The organism is Sungkyunkwania multivorans (assembly GCF_042675645.1).
GTDB classification, from domain to species: Bacteria; Bacteroidota; Bacteroidia; order Flavobacteriales; family Flavobacteriaceae; genus Sungkyunkwania; species Sungkyunkwania multivorans.
The window spans coordinates 193,726-216,973 of record NZ_JBHTJH010000017.1 but is presented as its reverse complement, the minus strand read 5'-3'; the positions used below and the strand labels follow the sequence as shown (position 1 = coordinate 216,973).

Below are 23,248 nucleotides of genomic sequence, written 5' to 3'. Positions count from 1 at the left end.
GAAGACTGAACTACATTGGGAGAATATTATAACTATATAAAATCGTTACACCTCATCTTTGTGATCACCTGGTTTGCCGGCTTGTTCTATATCCCACGACTTTTTATGTATCATATTGAGGCCTCGCAAAAGCCATCTCCAGAAAAGGAGATCTTAACGAAGCAGCTTAAGTTGATGACCAAACGGCTATGGTTTATCATCACTTGGCCTTCGGCCATATTATCGACCCTCTTTGCCATATGGCTGCTTCTTATGATACCGGCGTGGCTTCAACAGGGATGGATGCATATCAAATTGGGCTTCGTTGTAGTGCTTTTTCTTTACCACTGGAGGACACATCAGATATTCAAGCAGCTTCAGAATGATGACGTTCGCTATTCGTCGAACTACATGCGAATCTATAACGAGGTCTCTACCATTATCCTTTTTGCTGTCGTGTTTTTAGTGATTCTTAAGAATTCGATCAATTGGATATTTGGTGTGGTCGGAATTGTCGTATTGGCCATATTATTAATGTTAGGTATCAAGCTCTATAAACGAATTCGAGATAAAAATCCTGAGGTTTAATTGAGGTTGAAACCATTACCAAAGCGATATGATAAGATGATACCATGTGTATTATTTATAGGAGCATTGCGTGTCGCGGAATTATAATGATAGACAAAGCGAAAGTTTTCCCAAAAATAAAAACCACCGAAAAAGTTAAAGGATGCATTGGTGCGATAACCACAGCCGAGATCGATCTTGTTCAAGTAGCTAATGCCCATATTTAGATCAGCTTGAAAAATACCGTTTTCGAACTTTGTCAAAAAGTTGGGTTTGAAGATCATCTCTTTGAAGCGATTCAAGTAAAACTTATAACCCATGTACCCATAGACTGGGGTAGTGATATTAAGCACCTTATCTGAGGCCAATGCATCGCCTAAAATATTTGGCACAGATAGGCCTACTGCAAATGGCCCGTGGTTAAATAAGAATCCGACCCCCAAAGATGGAATCATGATATTTATGTTTTCGGCAAAGTTTTGGTCGCCTTCGATATTTAAAGACAGAAGGTCCTCTTGATACGAAATAACACCAGCAGTGATTCCGAATGAAATTACATTGCGATCGTATATCTGCCAATTAGGGCGTCTGTTTTCCTCAAAGAAGATCTTATACGAATACGCAGCAAAAACATTGGCCACGGTGGTCACGCCAATTTTATCATGGATAATCCCTCCTCCCAGAGCCATTTTTTCGTTGTAAAGTGGAGCATTCAGCGTAAAGGAGCTGGTCTGCGGCGCTCCATCAAATGAGCCTAAAAGACCAATGCTGCTAAGATTGGCTTCTGCTTCGCTTTGTAAGCCCGCATAAGCGGAATTTATAATGAAGGGATTGTAATTATACTCGGCAAAAACAGGATTCTGTTGTGCGATCAATCGCAAGAATGCTCCGAAAATCAATGTTGTATAGAGGCAAATTTTCCGTACCATGCAAATTATCTTTTTAAAACAAGAAAACCTTGTGTTTTTTTATAGGGATGCGCACCTTCAAAGCTCAAATTGAAGAAATAGGTGCCCTCGGGTAATTGTTTTCCATCCGCAATGGCTCGATTGGCCTCCCCTCTAAAAGCTCTTGAGCTATTATTGTATCCTCTAACCTCAAAAACGAGGTCACCCCATCGGTTAAAAATAGAAACGATATTATCGGGATAGTTTTCAATCCCTACGATCTCCCAATATTCGTTGATCCCGTCACCATCGGGTGAGAAACCATACTTGGTCTCGTCCACAAAACTGGTATCAAAAAAAGTAGTGAAGCTTTCTTCGACACAGCCTATTGCATCTCCAATAAAATTATACGGTACGATATTCACGTAAATGATGCTGTTCTCAGGTAGATCTGCAGTCAAGTCATAGAATGTGGTATTGCCAACATCAAGATCATCTAGGATATTGTTTCCTCCTGAGAAAGTGCCCACTGTAAGTCGGTAACCCTCGGCATTTGCAATCTCATTCCAAATGAGGTCTACATCTAAGGCAACATCGACCGCTCCATTCGTAGGATTGATCAATGAGGTGCACTGAGGAATTACCGGAATGATTTCTGTGGTAAAGCTTTCTTCTATACAACTAACCGCGTCTCCAGCAGCGTTAAAAGGAATAATAGTTATAAAGATCCTCATGTTCTCTGGGAGGTCGGTTGGTGGGTCGTAGGTAGTTATATTTCCTACATTCTCATTGTCTAGGAGATCATTCCCTCCAGAAGAGGTTCCTATCGTTAAACGATAACCATCAGCATTCGCCGTTGCATTCCAGGATATATTGCTATCAATGGAAACATTTATAGCGCCATCAAGAGGATCAGTAAGCGAGGTGCATTCGGGTACGGTCTCTCCTGTCGTAAACTGATCATCACCACAAACGGTGCCATCTCCAAGAGCATTGATTGCCGTGATGGTAACGAATATTCGGGTGTTCGCCGGCAGGTCGTTCGGTGGGTCAAAAGTTGTTACGTTGCCTACGTCTGTTAGTGGTAAAAGGTCTTGTGCTCCGGTTGAGGTTCCAATACTAATAGTGTAGCTAACAGCATAGTTTGCCGCATTCCATGTGAGATTGGTGTTCACTGGAACATTCATAGCATCAAAAGCAGGAACGATAAGGTTGGAGCAACTCGCAGCTGGGGTTTCGGTGGTAAAAGATTCTTCCAAACAACCCGTGGCATCACCAATTGCATTGTACGGAATAATGGTCACAAAGATGGTTGAGCTAGCTGGAAGGTCTGTTGGTAAATCATAAGTTGTGACGTTACCCACATCAAAGCTATCAAGTATATCATTCCCGCCCGAAGTGGTACCTACGGTGACAAGATATCCTGTAGCATTGGCAACGGAATTCCAGCTCAAGTTAGCACCTAGTGCAACATCGGTCGCATTATTTGTTGGTGCAGCTAAGCTTGTACATTCGGGCGCTCTTGGTAATATTTCTGTGGTAAAAAGTGCCTCTGAACAACCCGTGGCATCGCCATCTGCATTATAAGGCACGATGGTCACATAGATGGTCGCATCTTCAGGCAGGTCGGTGGGTAGATCATAGGTAGAAACATTGCCCACGTCAAAATTATCAAGTATATCATTCCCACCAGAAGCAGTTCCGATAGTTATTCGATATCCGGTAGCTTCGGCAATGGGGGTCCAGCTCAGATTGGTAGCAACATCAACATCAGTTGCGCCATTTAAAGGTAAAGTTAGCGACGTACAAACAGGAGGGATCACTTCGGTGGTAAAGATTTCTTCAGCGCATCCCGTAGCATCGCCATTTATGTTGTATGGAATGATTGTAACATAGATCGTTGAGTTAGAAGGCAGGTCTGCGGGTAAGTTATAAAGAGTTACATTACCCACGTCCAAATTGTTAAGGATGTCATTTCCACCCGAGGTCGTACCTACGGTAAGTCTATACCCATCTGCATTGCTGATAGCATTCCAATTAAGATCTGCAGTAATTGCAATATCTGATGCGCCGTTAGCAGGAGCTGACAATGAGGTACACACTGGTGGGTCATCAGCGGTTGAATTACCCGTTCTGAAGCTTTCTTCATTACAGCCAATGGCATCGCCAACTTCATTATATGGAATTATGGTAACATAGTATGTTCTATTCTCTAAAAGGGCTGTCGAAAAGTCATAGAAGGTAACATTGCCTACATCTACATTGTTAATAATTTCAATACCTCCCGAGGTTGTACCCACGATAAGGAGGTAACCTGTAGCCCCATCAACGGCGCTCCAACTCAGATTGGTATCGATGTTTACATTCGTAGCTCCATCTAAAGGACTTGTCAATCCGGTACAAACTGGTGGCGTAGGAATGATTTCTGTAGTGAAAAGCTCTTCCGCGCAGCCAGTGGCGTTACCTTCACTATTATATGGAATGATGGTCACAAAGATCTGCGAGTCCTCTGGTAGGTCCACCGCTAAGTCGTATGTCGTTACGTTACCAACATCGAAGCTGTCCAAGATATCATTTGCGCCAGAAGCGGTTCCTAAGGTAATGCGATATCCGTCTGCATTAGCAATAGGGTTCCAACTTAAATCTGTAGAGATGGCTACATCTATAGCATCATTGATAGGGGAACTAAGACTTGTACAATCTGGCACTGTCGGGGTGCTGTTAGAGGTAATGGTAAAACTCTCTTGGGCACAGGCGGAGGCATCCCCTTCATTATTAAATGGAATAAGGGTTACATATACTGTCTCACCACCTAGAAAGTCTGTGGCGAATTGGTAAGAAGTGTCAAACACTTCTTCATTATCAACCAATAAAATATTCCCAGGGTCGACCCGAACCGTTAATCGGTAGCCTCTTGCATACAAGGTCTCTTCCCAAGTGAGATTGGTATTTACTGGGACATCGGTTGCTCCGTTTGTAGGGGATACTAATTGCGTGCACACAGGAATGGGACAATCCAAGATGTCACCAACAAAGCTCCATCCAAAATTATCTATCATTGATTGCCGTTCTTCCAAGGCATCGCAATAAGGTAGGGTAAGTGCGCCCATTGTGATTCCTGGAGTTAGTGTAAGGTCTGACCAGGCGATCAAAGTATTGTCATAATTTTCTCTGGAAAGCGAGGTGTTATCCAACATATTGGTCATGTTCGTCACCCTGCTTACATCCCAATCACCAAGATATTGGTCGAGTGTTGTCGCGTTGCTGAACATCGATCGCATGCTTACCAATCCGATATCCCAACGGTCCATAGCTTGATCGTAAGCAGTGGCATTCGAGAACATGCGGTTCATATTCTCCACTCCGGCTACTCGCCAGCTGTTGACGCTTTGATTGAAGGAAGCTGCCTCTCTGAACATGTCTTCCATAGTAATTACCCTGCGCACATTCCAACTATCAATGGTACCATTAAAGGCTCTAGCATTATAGAACATTTGCCTCATGGTCGTCACCGAAGCCACATTCCAAGAATCCATAGACTGGTTGTAGGAGAAAGCATCTTTGAACATTGCTTCCATAGTGGTAACAAAAGAGACGTCCCAGCTATCGAGGTTTTGGTTGAAGGTATTGGCCCCGTTGAACATTTCGGCCATGTTCAGGGCTTCACCAGTATCCCAAGTATTTAAAGGTTGATTAAAGGCTGCCGCCTCTTTGAACATCGCTTCGAACAGCGTTACGGAAGCCACGTCCCACGTTCCAATCGCTTGGTCAAAAGCACTTGCCCCTTCGAACATGGACCCCATCAAGGTCACAGAACTTACATCCCAATCGCTGAGCGGTTGGTTGAATACGGAAGCATTCTCAAACATGGAGATCATAGTTGCAACGGCACTTACATTCCAAGTATTTAAAGGCTGATCAAAGGCTCCTGCACCGCGAAACATATAAGACATATCTACCACAGAGTTCACATCCCAATTATTGAGGGGTTGGTTGAAGACGTCAGCAAAACTAAACATACCGCGCATGTTGGTCACGTTAGTTACGTTCCAACTATTAATATTCTGATCAAAACTGTCTGCATTGCTAAACATTTCAGACATGTTGGTCACATTGGAAACATTCCATTGATCCAATGGTTGATTGAATGACCTCGCACCCTCGAACATTTCCTGTGTCGTGTTGACGGCTCCAACATTCCAAGTATTTAAAGGCTGATCAAAGTTCACGCAGCGCCTGAACATTTCAGACATATCGGTCACACTAGACACATCCCAACTGTCTAGCGCTTGGTTGAACACCATATCTGTCACAAAACCACTGAACATTTCGGCCATGTTGGTCACGTTGCTCACATTCCAGTTGTTCAGAGGTTGATCAAAAGCTACAGCACGTTCGAACATATCTGCCATGTTCGTCACATTACTTACGTTCCAATTATTCAAAGGTTGGTTAAAGACCGTCGCCTGTTCGAACATTCGCGACATATTGGTCACATTGCTCACATTCCAATTACCAATGGGCTGGTCGAATTTCCTCGCGGCGAGAAACATCCCGCTCATATTGGTCACATTACTCACATTCCAATTATCCAATGGTTGGTTGAATTCAACGGCGCCAATAAACATTCGCGACATATTCGTAACGTTGCTCACGTCCCAAGAACTAATATCCGAGTTGAAAAGGACGGCGGAGCCAAACATATCGGACATATCCGTTACTTGCGATAAATCGGGGATATCAGTAGCATTGTAGACCATATTCTCGCAATAATAGAAGGTTCGCCTCATGCTGTCCCATTGTTGCGTTCCCCATTGGTCCATAGAGATCAATTTGTTATTGTCTCTATTTGAGGAACCATAGTAGTGTCCTGGATAGTCTCCGATGATTGCTATGGTATAGATTCCAGGATTAAGATAAGTATGTGTAATGTTATCTGTAACATTGTTATTATACTGATTATCACCCCAATCCACTGAAAAATCATACGAATAATTATTTGGAAACCCATTGTTGAGTTCAAGTCTCAATTGATTAGCTGGCGTAGAATTGCTATCTAAGATTCTCGTATCGATAGTAATAATAAAGGCATCCGGGCTATTTTGCCATGAAGCTACCACCGTAAAACTGATCTCTTCACAATCTGTAGCTGGACCTTCACCGTTGTAGGGTACCACTGTGGCATATACGACGTCACCGGGCAGGAGATCACTTGTAAAATCAATACCTACCACATTACCTTGATCTTCATTGTCTAAAATCGTAATGATGCTTCCACCTCTATCCACACGCACTGTAGCGCGATACCCTGTTGCATTGGGAGCCGGATTCCAGCGAAGATCAAAATTGGCCGGCACATTGGTCTCTCCGTCCATTGGTGAAATAAAGGAAGTACAGGTCACAAATGAACAATTGATAGAATCTCCGGTGATATTCCAGCCACTATTGTCTATGAGGTCTTGCCGTGCATTTCGACCGTCACAATAGGTCAAGTTATTTGCTCCTAGATTGATGTTGGGCTGAACGGTCTGGGCAGCCCAACCAATTAGGGTACTATCGTAGTTTTCTTGCGATAGTCCGGCACTATTCAGCATCTCAGTCATGTTGGTGACGTTGCCGATAGACCAGCCGCCTAGATCTTGATCAAAAGAGGTGGCGTTTGCAAACATCCCATTCATGTTGGTGACGAGACTCACATCCCAATTGTTAAGCGCTTGGTTGAACAGCGAGGCGTTTCTGAACATGTCCCTCATATTGGTAACCCCTGCAATATTCCATGTGTTAAGCTGTTGGTTGAATTGAGCACCTCTAAACATGGCCTCCATTGCGGTCACACCGCTCACATCCCAAGAATCCAAAGGTTGATCAAAAGAAGAGAATTGGAACATTCGAGACATATTGGTGACGTTGCTTATATTCCAACTTGTCAACGGCTGGTCAAAGGAAGTTCTGTTGAAGTTCGAAGAGCCTGAAAACATGCCGTTTATATCGATAACCGAAGATACATTCCAGTTGTTCAAAGGCTGGTTGAAAGGAACACAATCACGAAACATATTACTCATGTTGGTGACATTGCTTACATCCCAGCTATTTAATGGTTGATTGAAGATCATGGCGACAAAGAAACCATCGAACATTCCTCGCATATCGGTGACATTACTTACGTCCCACTGATCTAAGGGCTGGTTGAATCGTGTGGCTCTGAGAAACATTTGCGACATGTCGGTCACCGAAGAGACATTCCAATTGTTAATGTTTTGGTTGAAGTCGCTATATTGGGAGAACATACCAGACATATCGGTCACGTTGCTTACATCCCAATTATCGAGCGGAAGATCAAAGTCTGTGCCTTGGAACATATTTGACATATCCGTTACGTTACTCACATTCCAGTTGTTGAGCGGCTGGTTGAACCGGCTAGCACTACTGAACATACCTTCCATAGTGGTCACCTGACTCACATCCCAATTGTTTATATTTTGATTGAACGAATTTGCCGAGCTGAACATATAGCTCATATCGGTTACAGAAGCTGTATTCCAATTGTCAAGAGGTTCATTGAATCTGTTGGCACTCCTAAAGGTTTCGGCCATGGTCGTCACCGAAATGGTATTCCACCGGTCCAGAGGTCTATTGAACATGTCGGTATTAAAGAACATTCCTGAGATGTCGGTAATGCCACTAACATCCCAATCATTTACAATACCGTTAAAGGTGACACATTCCTTGAACATGTTGCGCAGACTGCTCACTTGGGAAAGGTCAGGACTTCCAATAGCATCAAAGTTGAGGTTCTCGCAACCATGAAAAGCATCTTCCATCGTTTCCCATTGGATATTTCCCCAGGATAAGATCTCTAAGATTTTCAGACGATCCCCGGTATCGTTGAAATAAATCGCGGGAAAATTTCCACTGATCGAAACAGTATAGGTGCCAGCTGTGGCATAGGTATGCGTGATGTCACCTGTAACACTAGTATCCGAATTACCATCTCCCCAATCTATCGAATAGCTGTATGTATATGAAGGATTTGTGGGAATTGTAATTTGATTGTTACCCGAGATTCCATCTTGGGTGGTATCCCATATGCTAGAAAACGAATCTTGCGCAAAACAAAACAACGAGAGACTTGAGAAAAGAAAAAAGAGCAATATTTTTTTTGACATGGGGACGAAACCTTTGTTTAGTGAAACACAATGATAACATCATTTTAACTAAAAAAGGTTTCAAACTATAACTTGAAACCTTTTTTAAGAAATCGTGTCTTAAAAACTCAAGGTATCTCGATATTCTGCTGGGGTCTTTTTCTCTAGTAACTTAAAAGCCCTGTAAAGTGAAGTTTTGCTCTTGAAACCTGCTTCATATCCGATGGCAACGATCTTGGTATTGCTATTCTTGGAATCTTTTATCAATCTTTTTACCTCCTCAACGCGGTAACGATTCACAAATGCATTGAAGTTCTCTTTAAAGTTTTGATTGAGCACTTCGGATAATTGATGCAAGGTCAGATCGAGCTCTTTTGCCAAATCAGACTGTTTAAGTTCAGGGTTAAGAAATGGCTTCTTCAGACGCATGAAGCTTTCAATCTGTTCGCTGATCACCGTTCTTTCTTGTTCAGCGATGCGTGGACCATTAGATGGTTTATGCTCTGATTTTAAATCAGGTTCATCCGCTGCTATGGACGGGTCCTGGTCAGCTTCTTCAATCTTTTTTCTCATGTTAATAACCTCACTGACTCCTTTTTTTCGATATTTTCTAACGAGAATGAAGACAAGGAGGGCGGCGGTCAAACCGCTCAGCAATAGAATGTAGGTGGTCTTTTTTTGATTTCTTTTGGCAAGTTTTACGAGCGAAATATTCTGATGAGACAAGAGCGCCTCCTTTTGCGCCAATTCTTGATCAAATTGAACTTTCTGGGCCCTGTTCATTTGTGAAGTTAATTCCTCCTTTAATTGGAGATAGTTTTTTTGATACCCTAAGGCTTCTTCATAGTTCTCAAGTCTCCTAAAAATCTCTGCCTTATATTGATTTATTAAAATCTCGGTCCTGAAGAGTTGATTTCCACGAGCGATCGATTGGGCACTATCCAAATTAGCCAGAGCTAGGTCATATGTTTCTAGTCCCATCAAAGCATAACTTTTTCTCAGATACCCCGACACATATTGCTGTGATGGCACCTGTTCCTTGGGTTTTTGGAGTGCCTCATCGGCATATTCGAGGGCTTTGTGATATTTTTCCTGCTCTGCATAAACTTCCGAAAGATTACAAAGGGCCACGTGTTCCTCGTACATCATGGCATTCTCACGAGATAGACTACGGACATATTCAAATTTCAAAATTGCATTCTCATATTCGTCATTGGCAAGATAGGCCATACCGTAACCGTTGACGATCGATAGTTTCATATTAATAGGGCCATTCGCGCTATCGACTATTGTCATGGCCTTTTCAAAACTAGCCAGTGACTTTTTATTTTCTTCAAGATTTAAATAAAGGTTGGCTAGATTGATATGAATGATCGCCTGATTCTTATAATCGTTGTTCAACGATTCACTTAGCGTATTCGCAGTAAGATAGTTTTTTAAGGACTTTTCATATTCACCCTTCTGCCGGTAGTAAATGCCCAAATTGGTGAGACCTTTAATTTTTGGAACGATCCAATTGTGCTTCTCTGCAATAGTTAAAATTTCTTCAGTATGAAATTTAAATGCCTCTAAGTCTCCTGCTTTAAACTCATTTGTGCTAAGGAGTATCAGGGAGTCCATTTTTCTCTGTGAACGAAGTGAGTCATTCAAGGTCTCATTGGAAAGTTGCGAATATGAGGCACCGATCAGACCATTAAAGAGTAATAAGCTGAGACCTGTATTTTTGATATTTTTTAATATCAATGCCATATTCATCAGCGCTTAAAGGTATTGCAAACTTCTTATAACTTGAAACTTTTGGTGTGATATTTGCTATATTTAGTGCACAAATTTTACCCAATGATATACAATCGGCTATCGCTGCGTTCTCGGATTTTCTTCTATATGATTCTATTGGTGGTGGTGGCCTCTATTCTAATTGCGGCGGTGACCATCTATCAGTACAGAGAGCAAAGCAAAGATTATCACAAGCAGCGGTTAGAGCGGAAAGAAAGTCAAGTGGTCGCGAGTGTGGAGAATGTGCTCGATCGAACTACCTATGAAGTAAAGACCGCTAACTTACCCCTCATTTTTAAGGATGAGATATATGCGATCTCAGCGATCCAAAAGGTAGATTTCAATATCTATGACCTTCAAGGAAATTTGATGAAAAGTTCGGAAACCAGCCTACAACCAGACGCTGTGGACTTGGCCTTGGATAGCGCCATTTTGAAGGCACTTTCCGACAGTACGGAAAAGCGCTATGTAATGCGAGAGAACATGGAGGAAGGACGCTACCGCTCCAGTTTTATCTATTTGACAGATCCAAAGAGCAAGCCTTTGGGAATTCTCAATATAAGATATCAAGAAGACGACTCTTTTAGTGAGATGGAACTTAGAGAATTTCTTGGACGACTCGGAATTGCCTACTTGATCATGTTTATGGTAGCCATCGCCTTTGCTTATTTCGTCTCTAAGTATATTACACGCTCGCTACAGCAGATCGGTGATAAGTTAGACCAAACTCGATTGAACCAACGTAACGAGAAGATCATCCTAGGAAAGGCAAGTGAAGAGATAGGAAGTTTGGTAGAAGCATACAATAGTATGGTCGACGAGCTTGAGAAAAGTGCGGCCAAATTGGCAAAAAGTGAACGCGAACAGGCTTGGCGAGAAATGGCGAAACAAGTGGCACACGAAATAAAGAACCCGTTGACGCCAATGCGGTTAAGTGTCCAGAGCTTTCAACGAAAGTTCGACCCTTTAGATCCTGAGGTGCATCAAAAAGTAGATGAGTATAGCAAGACACTGATTCAACAGATAGACACTATGAGCAATATTGCATCTGCTTTTTCAAACTTTGCCGAAATGCCTGCGCAACAAGACGAAGAATTGGATGTCGTAGAAGTGACAAAATTGGCCTTGGATATCTTCAACGAAGATTATATCGATTTCTCTTCAGAAAAAGCGGAGGTCATCGCCAGCTTTGATCGCACACAACTAATACGTGTAATTACCAATTTGGTGAAGAATGCCATCCAGTCAATTCCTGCTGATAAAAAGCCGAAAATCGAGGTGAAGGTGGTCGAAAATAATGGAACCGTTTCGATTTCGGTAGCGGATAACGGTGTCGGCATCACGGAAGAAAATATGGCAAAGATATATGAGCCAAAATTCACTACTAAATCCAGTGGGATGGGTCTTGGCTTAGGAATGGTAAAAAATATTGTAGAAACCTATAGCGGAAGTATTAACTTTACATCTCAGGAAAACGAGGGAACTACATTTATAGTTTCTTTCCCCAAAAAATAGCAAAAATGAACTACGAGAATATCCTTATTAGCATCGAGAATGGTATCGCTATCATCACCATCAATAGACCTAAAAAGTTAAATGCTCTTAACAAGGCGACCATCGAAGAATTACATGTGGCCTTAAAGACCTTAGAGGGTGATGCGGAAGTGAAGGTGATCATTATTACTGGGAGCGGTGAAAAGGCCTTTGTGGCTGGAGCAGATATTTCCGAGTTTGCCCATTTCTCTGAAGCAGAAGGAGGAAGATTGGCAGCAAAGGGTCAAGAATTGCTCTTTGATCTGGTTGAAAATCTCGGAACACCGGTGATCGCAGCCATTAATGGTTTCGCGCTTGGTGGAGGATTGGAATTGGCCATGGCATGTCATTTTAGAGTAGCTAGTGATAACGCGCGAATGGGATTGCCAGAAACTTCACTGGGAGTGATTCCTGGCTACGGTGGCACTCAGCGATTGGCACAACTGGTAGGTAAGGGTCGTGCGATGGAAATGATCATGACAGCTGGTATGATAGGCACCGAAAAGGCATTCGCCTTTGGACTCATCAACCACATGGTAGCGCAAGAGGAACTATTGCCCTTCTGTAAGAAAATAGCAACGAAGATCACCAACAACTCTCCTGTAGCTATTGCAAAGGCCATTCAGGCAGTCAATGCCGGATTTAAAGAAGGTATCGACGGCTATAAAACGGAGATTAAAGCTTTCGGTGAATGTTTTGGAACAGAAGATTTTAAAGAGGGCACTTCGGCGTTCTTAGAAAAAAGAAAGGCTTCTTTTCCGGGGAAATAAGCTGTTCCCGTTAAGAGCTCCTTACGTTTGCTATATCCATCCAGCGCCTAAAGCGATGGAAATGAGTATCAACATGATCGCAACGGTGATCTGCAAGAATTTTAAGGTTACCTTTTTCAATAATTTATTTCCAATATAGGCACCGGCGATAGCCGATAGCGTAGCGCAAATCACCAAAGTGAGATTGTCGGTGAGTCCAGAGCTGGCAAACCGCGAGGCATAAACACTTAATCGCGTGAAATCCACAAAGGTAGATACTACCACAGCCGTTCCTATGAACACTTCTTTCGAAAGCCCAGCTTTGATCAGAAAGGCAGTCCTCAACGCGCCTTGATTACCAGAAAGTCCACCAAAAAAACCGCTTAAAGCACCTCCCAATGGCAACTTATCCTCTCCAAACTGTAAGTCTCGGAAATAGGGTATGAGATCCATGCTTGCGAAAATGATCAAGAGAATAGAAATGATAAATTTTACTGGATACACTTCAAAAGTCCTATCAAAAATCATGTAAGAGAACAATGGCTTGGCATCGGGGATATGAAGTAGAACCCAAGCCCCGAAAAAGGCTGCGATGACCGCGGGGATTCCAAATTTCAATAACACCTTTCGATTGGCATTTCTACCTACGAGGATGATCTTAAATAGGTTATTCAAAAAATGAACGACTCCGGTCAAAGCGATCGCCAATTCGACAGGAAAGAAGATCATAAAAACGGGAGTAAGGATAGTGCCTAGCCCAAAACCAGAAAAGAAGGTAAGGATAGCTACGAGAAAGGCAACGAGGGAGATAATGACTATTTCCATAGGAGGAGGCTATCAGGTTGTTTCGTTAGTGGGAGATTTTCCATTATTGGTCTTAATTTGAAGTCCTTTAATATATTGTACATTTAGATACTTATTCTTCACTATTGACTATTTCACCTCCCAGCCGTCTCTATAGTCTCTTGTCACCCATTCGTTGGCCTTTTCGTAATTGGTCACCTTCATGTTTTTACCATCCCACAGTAGTTTGCGTCTTCCGGGGTAGTCGTAAGGCGCCCAGCTGGTCGGTGTTTTACCTTCCTTCAATACCTTATATTGGAATGCCTTGATCGCCAGATTGCCCATCAACACGGCCTCGGTCAAAGGGCCAGCGTAAGAAAAAGGAGAAGAGGTGGTTCCGTTGTTCAAACAGGCCTGGACAAATTCATTGGCATGTTTGTTATCGCCACCTTGCACCCTTTTGATCGATGGTTTGGGCGGTTGAAATAGGGTGTTCAATTCAGAGGGCAGCAATCTGGGATTTCTAGAATAGGTTCCGGTTACCATCATGCCACGGTCACCATAAAATAGGCTTCCCCCATTCCAATCTCCCAAAAGCTCATCGTCTTTCAATTCGTCTGGAAGATCTGGCATGATACCACCATCATACCAATTGAGTGCCACCTGCCCATGTTTTTTACTATCAAACTTCAAACGAACGATGGATGAGGGTGGACAAACTTTATCATAGTTTGCCTCGATAAAATCACCAGCCCAAACCGTGGTGCAACTCGCTTCCGCCTCTGTAGGATAGCCTAACTCTAACACGTTAAAAGGGGTTTCCATAATATGACATCCCATATCGCCTAAAGCTCCAGTACCAAAATCCCAAAAACCCCGCCACTTAAATGGCAGATAAGCACTATTGTATGGACGCATCGCGGCTGGTCCCAACCAAAGATCCCAGTCCAATGTTTTTGGAATTTTCTCTTTGTCCGTAATATTTTTAAGGCCTTGTGGCCATACCGGTCTATTGGTCCAAGAATCTACTCTGTATACTTTCCCTATGGCACCAGCTTCGATCCACTCTTTGGCTTGCCGAATGCCGTCTCCCGATGCGCCTTGATTTCCCATTTGAGTAGTAATGCCGTGTTCTTCGGCCACTTTGGTCATCAATCGGGCCTCGTAGATATTGTGAGTCAGCGGCTTTTCAACATAGGCATGTTTTTTTGCGCGCATAAAAGGAAGTGATATGATGGCATGCGTATGATCGGGCGTTGCCACTGTAAAGGCATCGATCTCTTTCACATGATTATCATATACTTTTCTATAGTCGGTGTACTTTTTAGCTTTAGGGTATTTTTCGAACGATTGTTTTGCACGACTATCGTCCACATCGCAGAGTGCCACGAACTTCACCTTACCGGTTTCAAAAAGCTCTCTTACGACACCTCCGCCTCGACCACCAACACCAATGGCGGCCATATAAAGGGTGTCACTGGGTGCGATGTGCCTTCCACCTAGCACAAAACTGGGAACTATAGTGAACGCACTACTTGCAATAGCGGTTTTTTTTATAAAGGAGCGACGCTTCATATCGTTAAGGGATTGGTTGGTAGTTCCTTAAAGGTCTAAAATTATTTTCACTTAATCAATTCGTACAAGTGTTCTCATTACTTTCCATAGTTTCAATCGCTTTAACGCTAAAAATTCAGGATTCTTTTTTATAGAAAATACCTTTATTCCATATGAATAACGATAAAGATTTTTTGAAAGGAAGGGGAGCTCAGAGCAAGGTGCACAATCGATTTTTTGAACACCAGCATGAGGTGCTAGACGATTTTTTGGAGTATTGTCTAAAGGAAGGAGAGCAAGCAGATAAGAACAAGACATTGTATATCGATGTCTTTCCTAAGACCATTGTGAACAAAGTAACCAGTCCAGATGTTGGGATGATGTATTCCATGAATCCATATCAAGGCTGTGAGCACGGTTGCATCTACTGTTATGCAAGGAATTCTCATGAATATTGGGGATATGGCCCAGGACTCGATTTTGAACGAAGGATCTTGGTAAAGAAAGACGCCCCAAAACTGCTAGAAGCCAAGTTGAAGCATAAAAGTTGGAAGGCGCAGACCATCGTAATGTCAGGAAATACCGATTGCTATCAACCCGCTGAGAAAAAGTTTGAGATCACCCGTAAATGTTTGGAGGTTTTTCTAAAGTATAAACATCCCGTAGGGATCATCACAAAGAATGCGTTGATACAAAGAGATTTAGACATTTTAAGAGCGTTGGGAAAGGATAATTTAATTGCGGTAAATATCTCGATCACTTCCCTTTCAGAAAAGACCAGAAGAATATTGGAGCCTAGGACGGCAACGATCAAAAGACGGCTTCAGACGGTAAAAATGCTTTCAGAAAATGGAATACCAGTGAATGCCATGCTCGCGCCCATTATTCCTGGCATTAATAGCCATGAAATTCTTTCTTTGGCGAAGGCTGTCTCGGAACGCGGTGCTAGCTCTTGTGCCTTTACTGTAGTGAGATTGAACGGGTCCATTGGGAAGATATTTTCAGAATGGATAAAAGCTACGATGCCCGATAGAGCAGAGAAGGTGCTCAATCAGATAGCAGCATGCCATGGAGGAAGTTTAAATGATAGTCGGTTTGGACTAAGAAATAGAGGGGAAGGGAAGATTGCTGAACAGATCCATCAACTGATGGCTTTAGCCCAGAAAAAGTTTTTCTCAGATAAAGGGCGAACCTCGCTCAATACATCGCTGCATGAAGTATATAAAGGTGGTCAGATGAAATTATTCTAGCGTTGACAAGCAATGGTTATCACTTGGATTGGTATTGGGTCTAAAGGCTAAAGCCGCCCAATTGCTTGAAAGAGCGATCACACTTACCAACAACGAGGTAGAGAAGAAGCATCTTCAAAAGAAGCTCAAAGCATTTTCTCAAAAATGATCTTGGTTTCCCCTTTACGACCGATTTCTGTACCTATGATGTCAAAACCGTTTTTTAGATTAAAGATCATCATGGGTTTGAATTCGTTCTTCGATTTGGTTCGAACACGAGTATAGCCTAGATCTTTTATTGCCTCATGCTGAATTATGGCTAGTTTTCTGGCAATTCCTTTTCTTCGGAAGTTTTTTTCTATCCCTCCGACCCAACTGTAAAAAGTGGTCCTATCTAATTCATATCCTATTTTGAAACCGATAAGTTGATCTTTATGATACGCAAGCACCGAAAGAAGGCGAGACTTGTCTCGAAGCCTTTCAATGAATCTTTTATCATCAGAAACATCGAAAATGTGTGAATAGAGCGGCAGTATTTCAGCTAGACATCTATCCTTTGGGAAATCTAAATGAATTTGATAATCATATTTTTCCATTCCATTCATCGTAAAATTGCGATAAATAGTGTTGCATGAACTGGTGGCGTTTTTCGGCCAAACGTTTTCCAGTTTTGGTGTTCATCATATCTTTCAACAAAAGCAATTTCTCATAAAAATGATTGATCGTTGGGGCATCACTTTTTTTATATTCTTCTTTGCTCATGTTGAGATTAGGAGCGATCTCAGGGTCGTACAAGGCCCTATTCTTAAAGCCACCATAGTTAAAGCAACGGGCAATGCCAATGGCCCCGATCGCATCGAGGCGGTCTGCGTCTTGCACCACTGCTAATTCAGAAGAAGAAAAGGAAGTTTCCCCTTGCAATGAATTTTTGAAGGAGATATGTTTGATGATGTTTTCCACATGTAAAATATCGGCCGAATCTACATTTTGCTTGATGAGAAAAGATCTTGCAACAGCAGGGCCTAAGGTCTCATCCCCATCATTGAACTTGCTATCGGCGATATCGTGAAGCAGTGCGCCTAAAGCCACCACAAAATCATCCACATCTTCACTTTTAGAGATCAGCAAGGCGTTCTTGTATACACGTTCTATATGAAACCAGTCGTGGCCTCCTTCAGCATCTTTAAGGGTTTGTTTTACAAACGCGATGGTGTTTTCGATAATATGTTCTTCGTTCGTTGTCACGCTTAAAATTTTAGAGTCTCCTCTCGAGGGGAGATTTAGAGGGGTGTTTTTACTATCCCGCCAACAATATCACTTTCTACCTTTTGCAGAACCTCACCGACCGTAAGATCTTTCACAGCAAATGGTTCATGTACCTGGTATTTGATATGTGCGCCAATGCCCATTGGAAATTTACCATATTGTAAGGTTTTCCATGAATTATTTATGGAAATAGGCACGATCAATGCACTCGGCATCTCCTCGATCAATACTTTCAGTCCGGCAGTCTTAAATTTTTTAGGATGGCCGTCCCTACTTCTGGTACCTTCTGGAAAAATGACCACCGATCTGGTATTTTCCTCGGCATATTTACCCAATTTTCTAATAGCGCTGATCGCCTGTTCAGGGTTCTTGCGATCGATCAATGCGCCGCCGCCATATTTCAAGTTGAAAGAAATACTTGGAATACCACTGCCTAATTCTTTTTTGCTGATAAACTTTCCGTGATGTTTACGCATATACCAAATGATGGGAGGGATATCATACATGCTCTGATGGTTGGAGACAATGATACACGGGCTGTCTGTGGGAATTTGATGCGGATTATTAAAGGTGAATCGAGTGCCCAAGATGTTTAGGCAACGCATCAAGAACCAATTGAGAATATCTACACTTTTTTTATGCGCCTGATACCCAAAAACCCGCAAGCAGAACCATTGTATTGGATGAAAGATCAATAAGGTGATTCCGAAGACGATAAAATAAAGGATGGTCAAAGGATAAGCGAGTAGTTTTCTCATACTTCAAAAGTAAAAAAGAAAAACCACGCTTAACGTGGTTTTCAAATCAAAATCTTAACAGAAATGTTACTTCCCTCTCCAGTTGGAGACGGGTTGGCCTGCCTGCCGGTAGGCAGGAGTGAGGCTAACAAAATTCGTTATAGGCTTCTCTCAGATTATCTGCGATCAGTTCTGCAGGTCGTCCTTCAATATGATGACGCTCTAACATATGTACCAATTCTCCGTCTTTGAACAAGGCCATGCTGGGAGATGATGGCGGAAATGGTACCATATAACCACGAGCGGTATCTACAGCTTCTTTGTCGACACCCGCAAATACCGTCACAATATTATCTGGTTTCTTGGTATTGTCTAAGGATTGGATGGCTCCCGGTCTGGCATTGGCGGCGGCGCATCCGCATACAGAGTTCACAACGACTAGCGTAGTGCCTTCTTTTTTTATGGCGTTCTCCACCTCGGTTGAGGTATGTAATTCTTCAAAACCAACGGCAGTTAAATGTTCGCGCATGGGTTTTACTAATTCTGCTGGGTACATAAAATTATTCTTTTAGTCATTTCCGAATAGTCGAAAATCTTTTTGATTTCAAATAAATTATTTTCACAAAGATAACGAAAATCTTCACCTCGATAACGAGTCGGGAACATACGAGTTAGTTATCACACGATCAGCAAAAATTATTAAGGAAAGATGATGTGTTAAATCAATGTCAAAAATTGTTACGTAAGGGTGCTCCATTCAACTAACCGATCAAAACATAGTATCTTTGGCACAGATTGTAAACACATCATTACGAATGTTAAAATGGCTTTTTGTCTTCGCAATCATCTATTTGCTGAGACGTTTGTTTAGCGGAGGCACCCCAATTTTTCAACAGACCACACGTTCAGGTGGACGTTCAAGGGTTACCTTGGCAGATTTTGAGCTCAACCTCTTGTCACTGGCATCTTTGGTGATCAAAGCAGACGGCAACGTCAGTCAGCGCGAGCTGGATTATGTGCGTCAGTATTTTGTGTCAGCCTATGGAAAAGAACGAGCCAATGCCGTCTTCAGAACCTTCAATGATGTAGTGAAGAGCAGAGAAGTTTCAGCACCTCGAATCGGGATGTTATTCCGATCCAGAGCGAGTTATGAGGTACGCTTGCAGATCGTTCATTTCTTGTTTGGCATCGCTCAAGCAGATGGAGCTGTTTCAACTGCAGAAGTCAACAGAATACGAGAGATCGCAGGTTACATGCAGATTGGACATCGCGATTTTGAAAGCTTGAAGGCCATGTTCTTCAAAGATGCAGATACAGCTTACAGAATTCTCGAGATAGATAAGACGGCGACAGATTCTGAAATTAAGAAGGCCTATCGAACGATGGCCAAGAAATATCATCCCGATAAGGTACAGCATTTGGGAGAGGCCCACAAAAAAGGCGCTGAAGAGAAGTTCAGGAAGGTTCAGGAGGCCTATGAACAGCTTCAAAAGGAGCGCGGGTTTTGATCGGTCGGCCGTCACAATAAGGTATCAACATAAAAAAACGTTAAGTTTGAAACACTATAAAAAATCTTTCTGATGAGTAATTTCCTAAACGATCTATTCCACAACTTTAAGCTTGGCTTTTTCCATGTATATAGCCTCGGAGCTTTGGATCATATTTTGTTTGTGGTTGTACTTTGTGTGCCCTTTCTTCTTAGGGATTGGAAACGGGTACTCGTATTGGTGTCCACTTTTACACTAGGGCATTTCATATCATTATTGTTGGGAGTCTATAATGTGGTCAACGGTAGTTTTGAATTGATCGAATTTCTGATTCCTTTGACCATTTTGGTCGTAGCAGGATTCAATATTTTTTCTGCAGGAAGGGAAGACAAGAACAAAAAATTAGGCATTGTGTTCTTTAGTACTCTTTTCTTTGGAGTCATTCATGGCTTGGCATATTACAACGAGTTGAAAGTGGATTTTATTGACGATGACAACAAATTCTTAAAGGCCTTTGAGATCTCTATCGGAGTAGAAGTGGCGCAGCTGCTTTTTGCCGGCATCACTCTTATTTTTGCTTGGGTCTTTCAAACCTTCTGTCGTTTGAACAAACGCGATTGGGTGATCGTGGTGTCATCCATCGTTGTCGGAGTGATCATCCCAATGTTGATCGAGAACTATCCTTATTAGCGGGATTTTCACTAAAAATTAACTCCTAGCAGGTTGTTCGTCAACTATAAAGCTGTTATATTCGTATCATACAGTAAGGGCAACGGATCACGTTGCTTTTTTTGACGATTATTCAGAAACACCTTTTATGTCTGAAAAGAAACAAGAGAAGTACGACAAGGCGTACTTGCGCATGGCCCGCGAATGGGGCAAATTGTCATATTGTGAACGAAAAAAAGTCGGAGCGATCATCGTTAAGGACCGTATGATTATCTCAGACGGTTATAACGGAACGCCAACGGGCTTTGAAAATTTTTGTGAGGATGAGGAGGGGTATACCAAATGGTATGTTCTTCATGCGGAGGCCAATGCCATTCTGAAGGTAGCATCCTCTACGCAATCCTGTAATGGAGCCACTTTATATATCACCTTGTCGCCTTGCAAGGAATGCAGTAAACTGGTTCATCAGGCAGGAATACAGCGTGTGGTCTATTTGGAAGCCTATAAAGATGATTCTGGCTTGCAATTTTTGAAAAAAGCTGGCGTTGAATTAAAACATATTTCTCTACTTGATTAGCATCGTGCTGTAACATTTTCCTTGCGATGTTCACTAATAAAAAGAACACCGTTTGTCTGTGCTGGTTAAGGGTGATTATCGAAAAAGAAAGAAATTAATCTAATGAAAAAGAAATACCTTCCATTGATCATTGGTGCAGCGGCGGCGGTCGGTATACTCGTTGGAGGAAAGCTTAACTTCACGGACTCTCCCGAACCTATCTTTTCTTCAAACTCTAAAAAGGACAAGCTAAACAGGCTCATCGACTACATCGAATATGAATATGTGGACGAGGTGGATACAGATAGTATTGTAGATGTTACCGTAAATGACATCTTGGATAAATTGGACCCACATTCCGTTTATATACCACCCGAAGATGCACAACGAGTGGCCGAAAACATGCAGGGAGATTTCGTAGGCGTCGGAATTAGCTTCTATATGCGCAATGATTCTATCGCGGTGATCAGCGCTCTGGAGGGCGGCCCGAGTCTCAAAGCTGGTATCAAACCTGGGGATCGCGTACTTATAGCTGACAATGACACCTTGTACGGGAAAGGCCTCAGCAACGAACGTATCATTAAAAGACTTAAGGGTGCTGCCAACACTCCGGTGAGTTTAAAGGTGTATAGAAAAGGAGAAGCTTCCTTGCTTAATTTCAATATCAATCGCGCTAGCGTGCCGATCAAAAGTGTGGACGCCGCCTATATGCTTACGGATAATCTCGGATACATAAAGATCGATCGTTTTGCCGAAACTACCTTCAAGGAATTTAAAAAGGCACTTGACAACCTTATAGCACAAGGGGCAGACCAATTGGCATTGGACCTAAGGGACAATCCGGGCGGTTATCTCGGAATTGCAGAGGAGATCGCTGATGAATTTTTGGAAGATGAAAAGTTGATCTTATTCACTAAGAACAAAAAAGGAAAGATCGATAAGACCTATGCCACGGAAAGAGGAGATTTTGAAGATGGTCACGTATATGTGATCATCAATGAGCGTTCTGCCTCTGCCAGCGAGATCATCGCCGGGGCACTGCAGGATAACGATAAAGGAACCATCGTAGGAAGAAGAAGTTTTGGTAAAGGATTGGTGCAGCGAGAGATGGCCTTGGGTGATGGCTCGTCCGTACGATTGACCATTTCTAGATATTACACCCCAACGGGACGCTCCATTCAGCGGCCCTATGAAAATGGAAACAAGGATTATTATAAGGAGATCTACAGTCGCTATCACAACGGAGAGATGAAAAGTGCCGATAGCATCAAAGTTGCGGACTCCTTGAAATTTACCACGCCAAAAGGGAAGATCGTCTATGGTGGTGGTGGAATTATACCAGATGTCTTTGTGCCCGCTAGAAATACACTCGAGGAAGAAGGACTGGAGTTCTTATTGCGATCGGCTTTCTTAAACAACTTTGTCTTTGACTATTTGGATCGGGATCGCAAGCGATATGATGGCCTTACAGAGGACGAATTTGTGAATATGGTAGATATCGAAGAATCGAACTTCGAGGAGTTCAAATTGTTGGCGCAACGCCAAAATATCAATATCGCCTTTGGTGCTTATCGTATTAAGATAAAGCAGTTTATCAAAGCTATCATAGCACAGCAATTGTATGGCACTAATGCCTATGAACGTATCCTTAACAAGGGGGATCGCATGGTAGAAAAGGTTATTGAGTTGAGTAAGGAAAAAGCTCTACTCGAGCAGGAAATGGTGGATTAACACTATTTTGGAAGGATTTCAATAAAAAAAGAGTCAACACATAGAGTCGACTCTGAATAGCGTTTTTTACACATGAATATGATAAATAATTTATTGAAGTATATAAAAAGTTTTTATCTGCGGTAAATAGATCGCCCTTGCCTCACAAATTTCCGCGCAATTATCATCGTCGTTGTCGTTCAGGCAATCACCTATTAAGCTTCCGCAGCTAAACTTCCCATTGCATTCTTCGGACCAAAGCTCATTTCCGTCAGAACCGTAGCAGGTAACAATCCATCTATTATCCGAAAGTCTTTCTGAAAATGATTTGTCGGGAATTACAAAAAAGTCCGGCTCTTTCTGTTCAATACTTACATTGTTGAGAAGATTTTCATCGTTATTCCACTTGAAACTTAGATAGAAGACATGGTCACTATTCTTCAATTCAGTATTATCCAAATTAACGAACAGACGCTCTAAGGTCAATGCACCATCTTGAGAAATTCTGGTGAGATCATCTTTAGTGTTTGAACAGCTAAAGCAAAGTACCGTCATGAGAGTAATGAAGATTGTTTGTAAAGTTTTCATAATAGCGGTTTTTATTAGATTGAAATTAGTTTT

At 42.3% G+C, this 23,248-nt stretch carries 18 protein-coding genes; 8 read left to right on the top strand and 10 right to left on the bottom strand.

The features are described 5' to 3' along the window. Window positions 1–15: 15 nt before the first annotated feature. Window positions 16–567: a CopD family protein gene (locus ACFQ1M_RS12485; protein ID WP_386408698.1), complete on the top strand. Its 552-nt coding sequence runs from the start codon at window positions 16–18 to the stop codon at window positions 565–567. Here ACFQ1M_RS12485 and ACFQ1M_RS12480 read toward each other — a convergent pair. From ACFQ1M_RS12480 to ACFQ1M_RS12470, 3 genes are all read right to left on the bottom strand, one after another. Beyond that, window positions 564–1,475 (bottom strand): PorP/SprF family type IX secretion system membrane protein, encoded by a 912-nt coding sequence (locus ACFQ1M_RS12480; RefSeq protein WP_386408696.1) that lies wholly within the window; start codon window positions 1,473–1,475, stop codon window positions 564–566. The two genes, ACFQ1M_RS12485 and ACFQ1M_RS12480, sit on opposite strands and share 4 nt — an antisense overlap. 5 nt (window positions 1,476–1,480) lie before the next feature. Then, window positions 1,481–8,599, bottom strand: coding sequence for a BspA family leucine-rich repeat surface protein (locus ACFQ1M_RS12475; protein ID WP_386408694.1), 7,119 nt, complete (start codon window positions 8,597–8,599; stop codon window positions 1,481–1,483). A gap of 99 nt (window positions 8,600–8,698) precedes the next feature. Beyond that, on the bottom strand, window positions 8,699–10,327 hold the full coding sequence (locus ACFQ1M_RS12470; RefSeq protein WP_386408692.1) for a helix-turn-helix domain-containing protein: 1,629 nt from the start codon (window positions 10,325–10,327) through the stop codon (window positions 8,699–8,701). Between the two features lie 90 nt (window positions 10,328–10,417). On the opposite strand from ACFQ1M_RS12470, the gene ACFQ1M_RS12465 reads away from it, so the two are divergent. Together ACFQ1M_RS12465 and ACFQ1M_RS12460 are read left to right on the top strand one after the other, a co-directional pair. Then, the gene (locus ACFQ1M_RS12465; protein ID WP_386408690.1) at window positions 10,418–11,869 is read left to right on the top strand and encodes a sensor histidine kinase; all 1,452 of its coding nucleotides are present in this window, start codon (window positions 10,418–10,420) and stop codon (window positions 11,867–11,869) included. 5 nt (window positions 11,870–11,874) lie between these two features. Continuing rightward, window positions 11,875–12,657: an enoyl-CoA hydratase/isomerase family protein gene (locus ACFQ1M_RS12460; RefSeq protein ID WP_386408688.1), complete on the top strand. Its 783-nt coding sequence runs from the start codon at window positions 11,875–11,877 to the stop codon at window positions 12,655–12,657. A 30-nt stretch (window positions 12,658–12,687) separates the two neighbouring features. Here ACFQ1M_RS12460 and ACFQ1M_RS12455 read toward each other — a convergent pair whose 3' ends face one another. Next, window positions 12,688–13,461 (bottom strand): sulfite exporter TauE/SafE family protein, encoded by a 774-nt coding sequence (locus tag ACFQ1M_RS12455; protein WP_386408686.1) that lies wholly within the window; start codon window positions 13,459–13,461, stop codon window positions 12,688–12,690. Window positions 13,462–13,569: 108 nt separating this feature from the next. Continuing rightward, a complete protein-coding gene (locus tag ACFQ1M_RS12450) occupies window positions 13,570–14,994 on the bottom strand; it encodes a Gfo/Idh/MocA family protein (protein ID WP_386408684.1) in 1,425 nt (474 codons plus the stop codon). 152 nt (window positions 14,995–15,146) lie between these two features. Here ACFQ1M_RS12450 and ACFQ1M_RS12445 point away from each other — a divergent pair, with 152 nt between their 5' ends. After that, window positions 15,147–16,223 (top strand): PA0069 family radical SAM protein, encoded by a 1,077-nt coding sequence (locus tag ACFQ1M_RS12445; RefSeq protein WP_386408682.1) that lies wholly within the window; start codon window positions 15,147–15,149, stop codon window positions 16,221–16,223. 125 nt (window positions 16,224–16,348) lie between these two features. On the opposite strand, the gene ACFQ1M_RS12440 is transcribed toward ACFQ1M_RS12445, so the two are convergent. The 4 genes from ACFQ1M_RS12440 to ACFQ1M_RS12425 form a co-directional block, all read right to left on the bottom strand. Then, entirely contained in the window at window positions 16,349–16,798 is a 450-nt protein-coding gene (locus ACFQ1M_RS12440; protein WP_386408680.1) for a GNAT family N-acetyltransferase, read from the bottom strand. Beyond that, window positions 16,785–17,447: an HD domain-containing protein gene (locus ACFQ1M_RS12435; protein ID WP_386408678.1), complete on the bottom strand. Its 663-nt coding sequence runs from the start codon at window positions 17,445–17,447 to the stop codon at window positions 16,785–16,787. Before ACFQ1M_RS12435 ends, ACFQ1M_RS12440 begins: the two co-directional genes overlap by 14 nt. A gap of 35 nt (window positions 17,448–17,482) precedes the next feature. Further along, window positions 17,483–18,226, bottom strand: coding sequence for a lysophospholipid acyltransferase family protein (locus tag ACFQ1M_RS12430; RefSeq protein ID WP_386408676.1), 744 nt, complete (start codon window positions 18,224–18,226; stop codon window positions 17,483–17,485). 124 nt (window positions 18,227–18,350) lie between these two features. Beyond that, entirely contained in the window at window positions 18,351–18,761 is a 411-nt protein-coding gene (locus tag ACFQ1M_RS12425; protein WP_386408675.1) for a BrxA/BrxB family bacilliredoxin, read from the bottom strand. Window positions 18,762–19,020: 259 nt separating this feature from the next. On the opposite strand from ACFQ1M_RS12425, the gene ACFQ1M_RS12420 reads away from it, so the two are divergent. From ACFQ1M_RS12420 to ACFQ1M_RS12405, 4 genes are all read left to right on the top strand, one after another. Continuing rightward, window positions 19,021–19,713: a TerB family tellurite resistance protein gene (locus ACFQ1M_RS12420; RefSeq protein ID WP_386410851.1), complete on the top strand. Its 693-nt coding sequence runs from the start codon at window positions 19,021–19,023 to the stop codon at window positions 19,711–19,713. 72 nt (window positions 19,714–19,785) lie between these two features. Further along, window positions 19,786–20,382: a HupE/UreJ family protein gene (locus ACFQ1M_RS12415; protein WP_386408673.1), complete on the top strand. Its 597-nt coding sequence runs from the start codon at window positions 19,786–19,788 to the stop codon at window positions 20,380–20,382. Window positions 20,383–20,509: 127 nt separating this feature from the next. Next, window positions 20,510–20,938 carry a deoxycytidylate deaminase gene (locus tag ACFQ1M_RS12410; protein ID WP_386408671.1) on the top strand — a complete coding sequence of 143 codons (429 nt, stop codon included), beginning with the start codon at window positions 20,510–20,512 and terminating at the stop codon, window positions 20,936–20,938. Window positions 20,939–21,040: 102 nt separating this feature from the next. Beyond that, window positions 21,041–22,648 carry a S41 family peptidase gene (locus ACFQ1M_RS12405; protein WP_386408669.1) on the top strand — a complete coding sequence of 536 codons (1,608 nt, stop codon included), beginning with the start codon at window positions 21,041–21,043 and terminating at the stop codon, window positions 22,646–22,648. Window positions 22,649–22,738: 90 nt separating this feature from the next. Here ACFQ1M_RS12405 and ACFQ1M_RS12400 read toward each other — a convergent pair whose 3' ends face one another. After that, a complete protein-coding gene (locus tag ACFQ1M_RS12400; protein WP_386408667.1) occupies window positions 22,739–23,215 on the bottom strand; it encodes a hypothetical protein in 477 nt (158 codons plus the stop codon). Window positions 23,216–23,248: the final 33 nt, after the last annotated feature.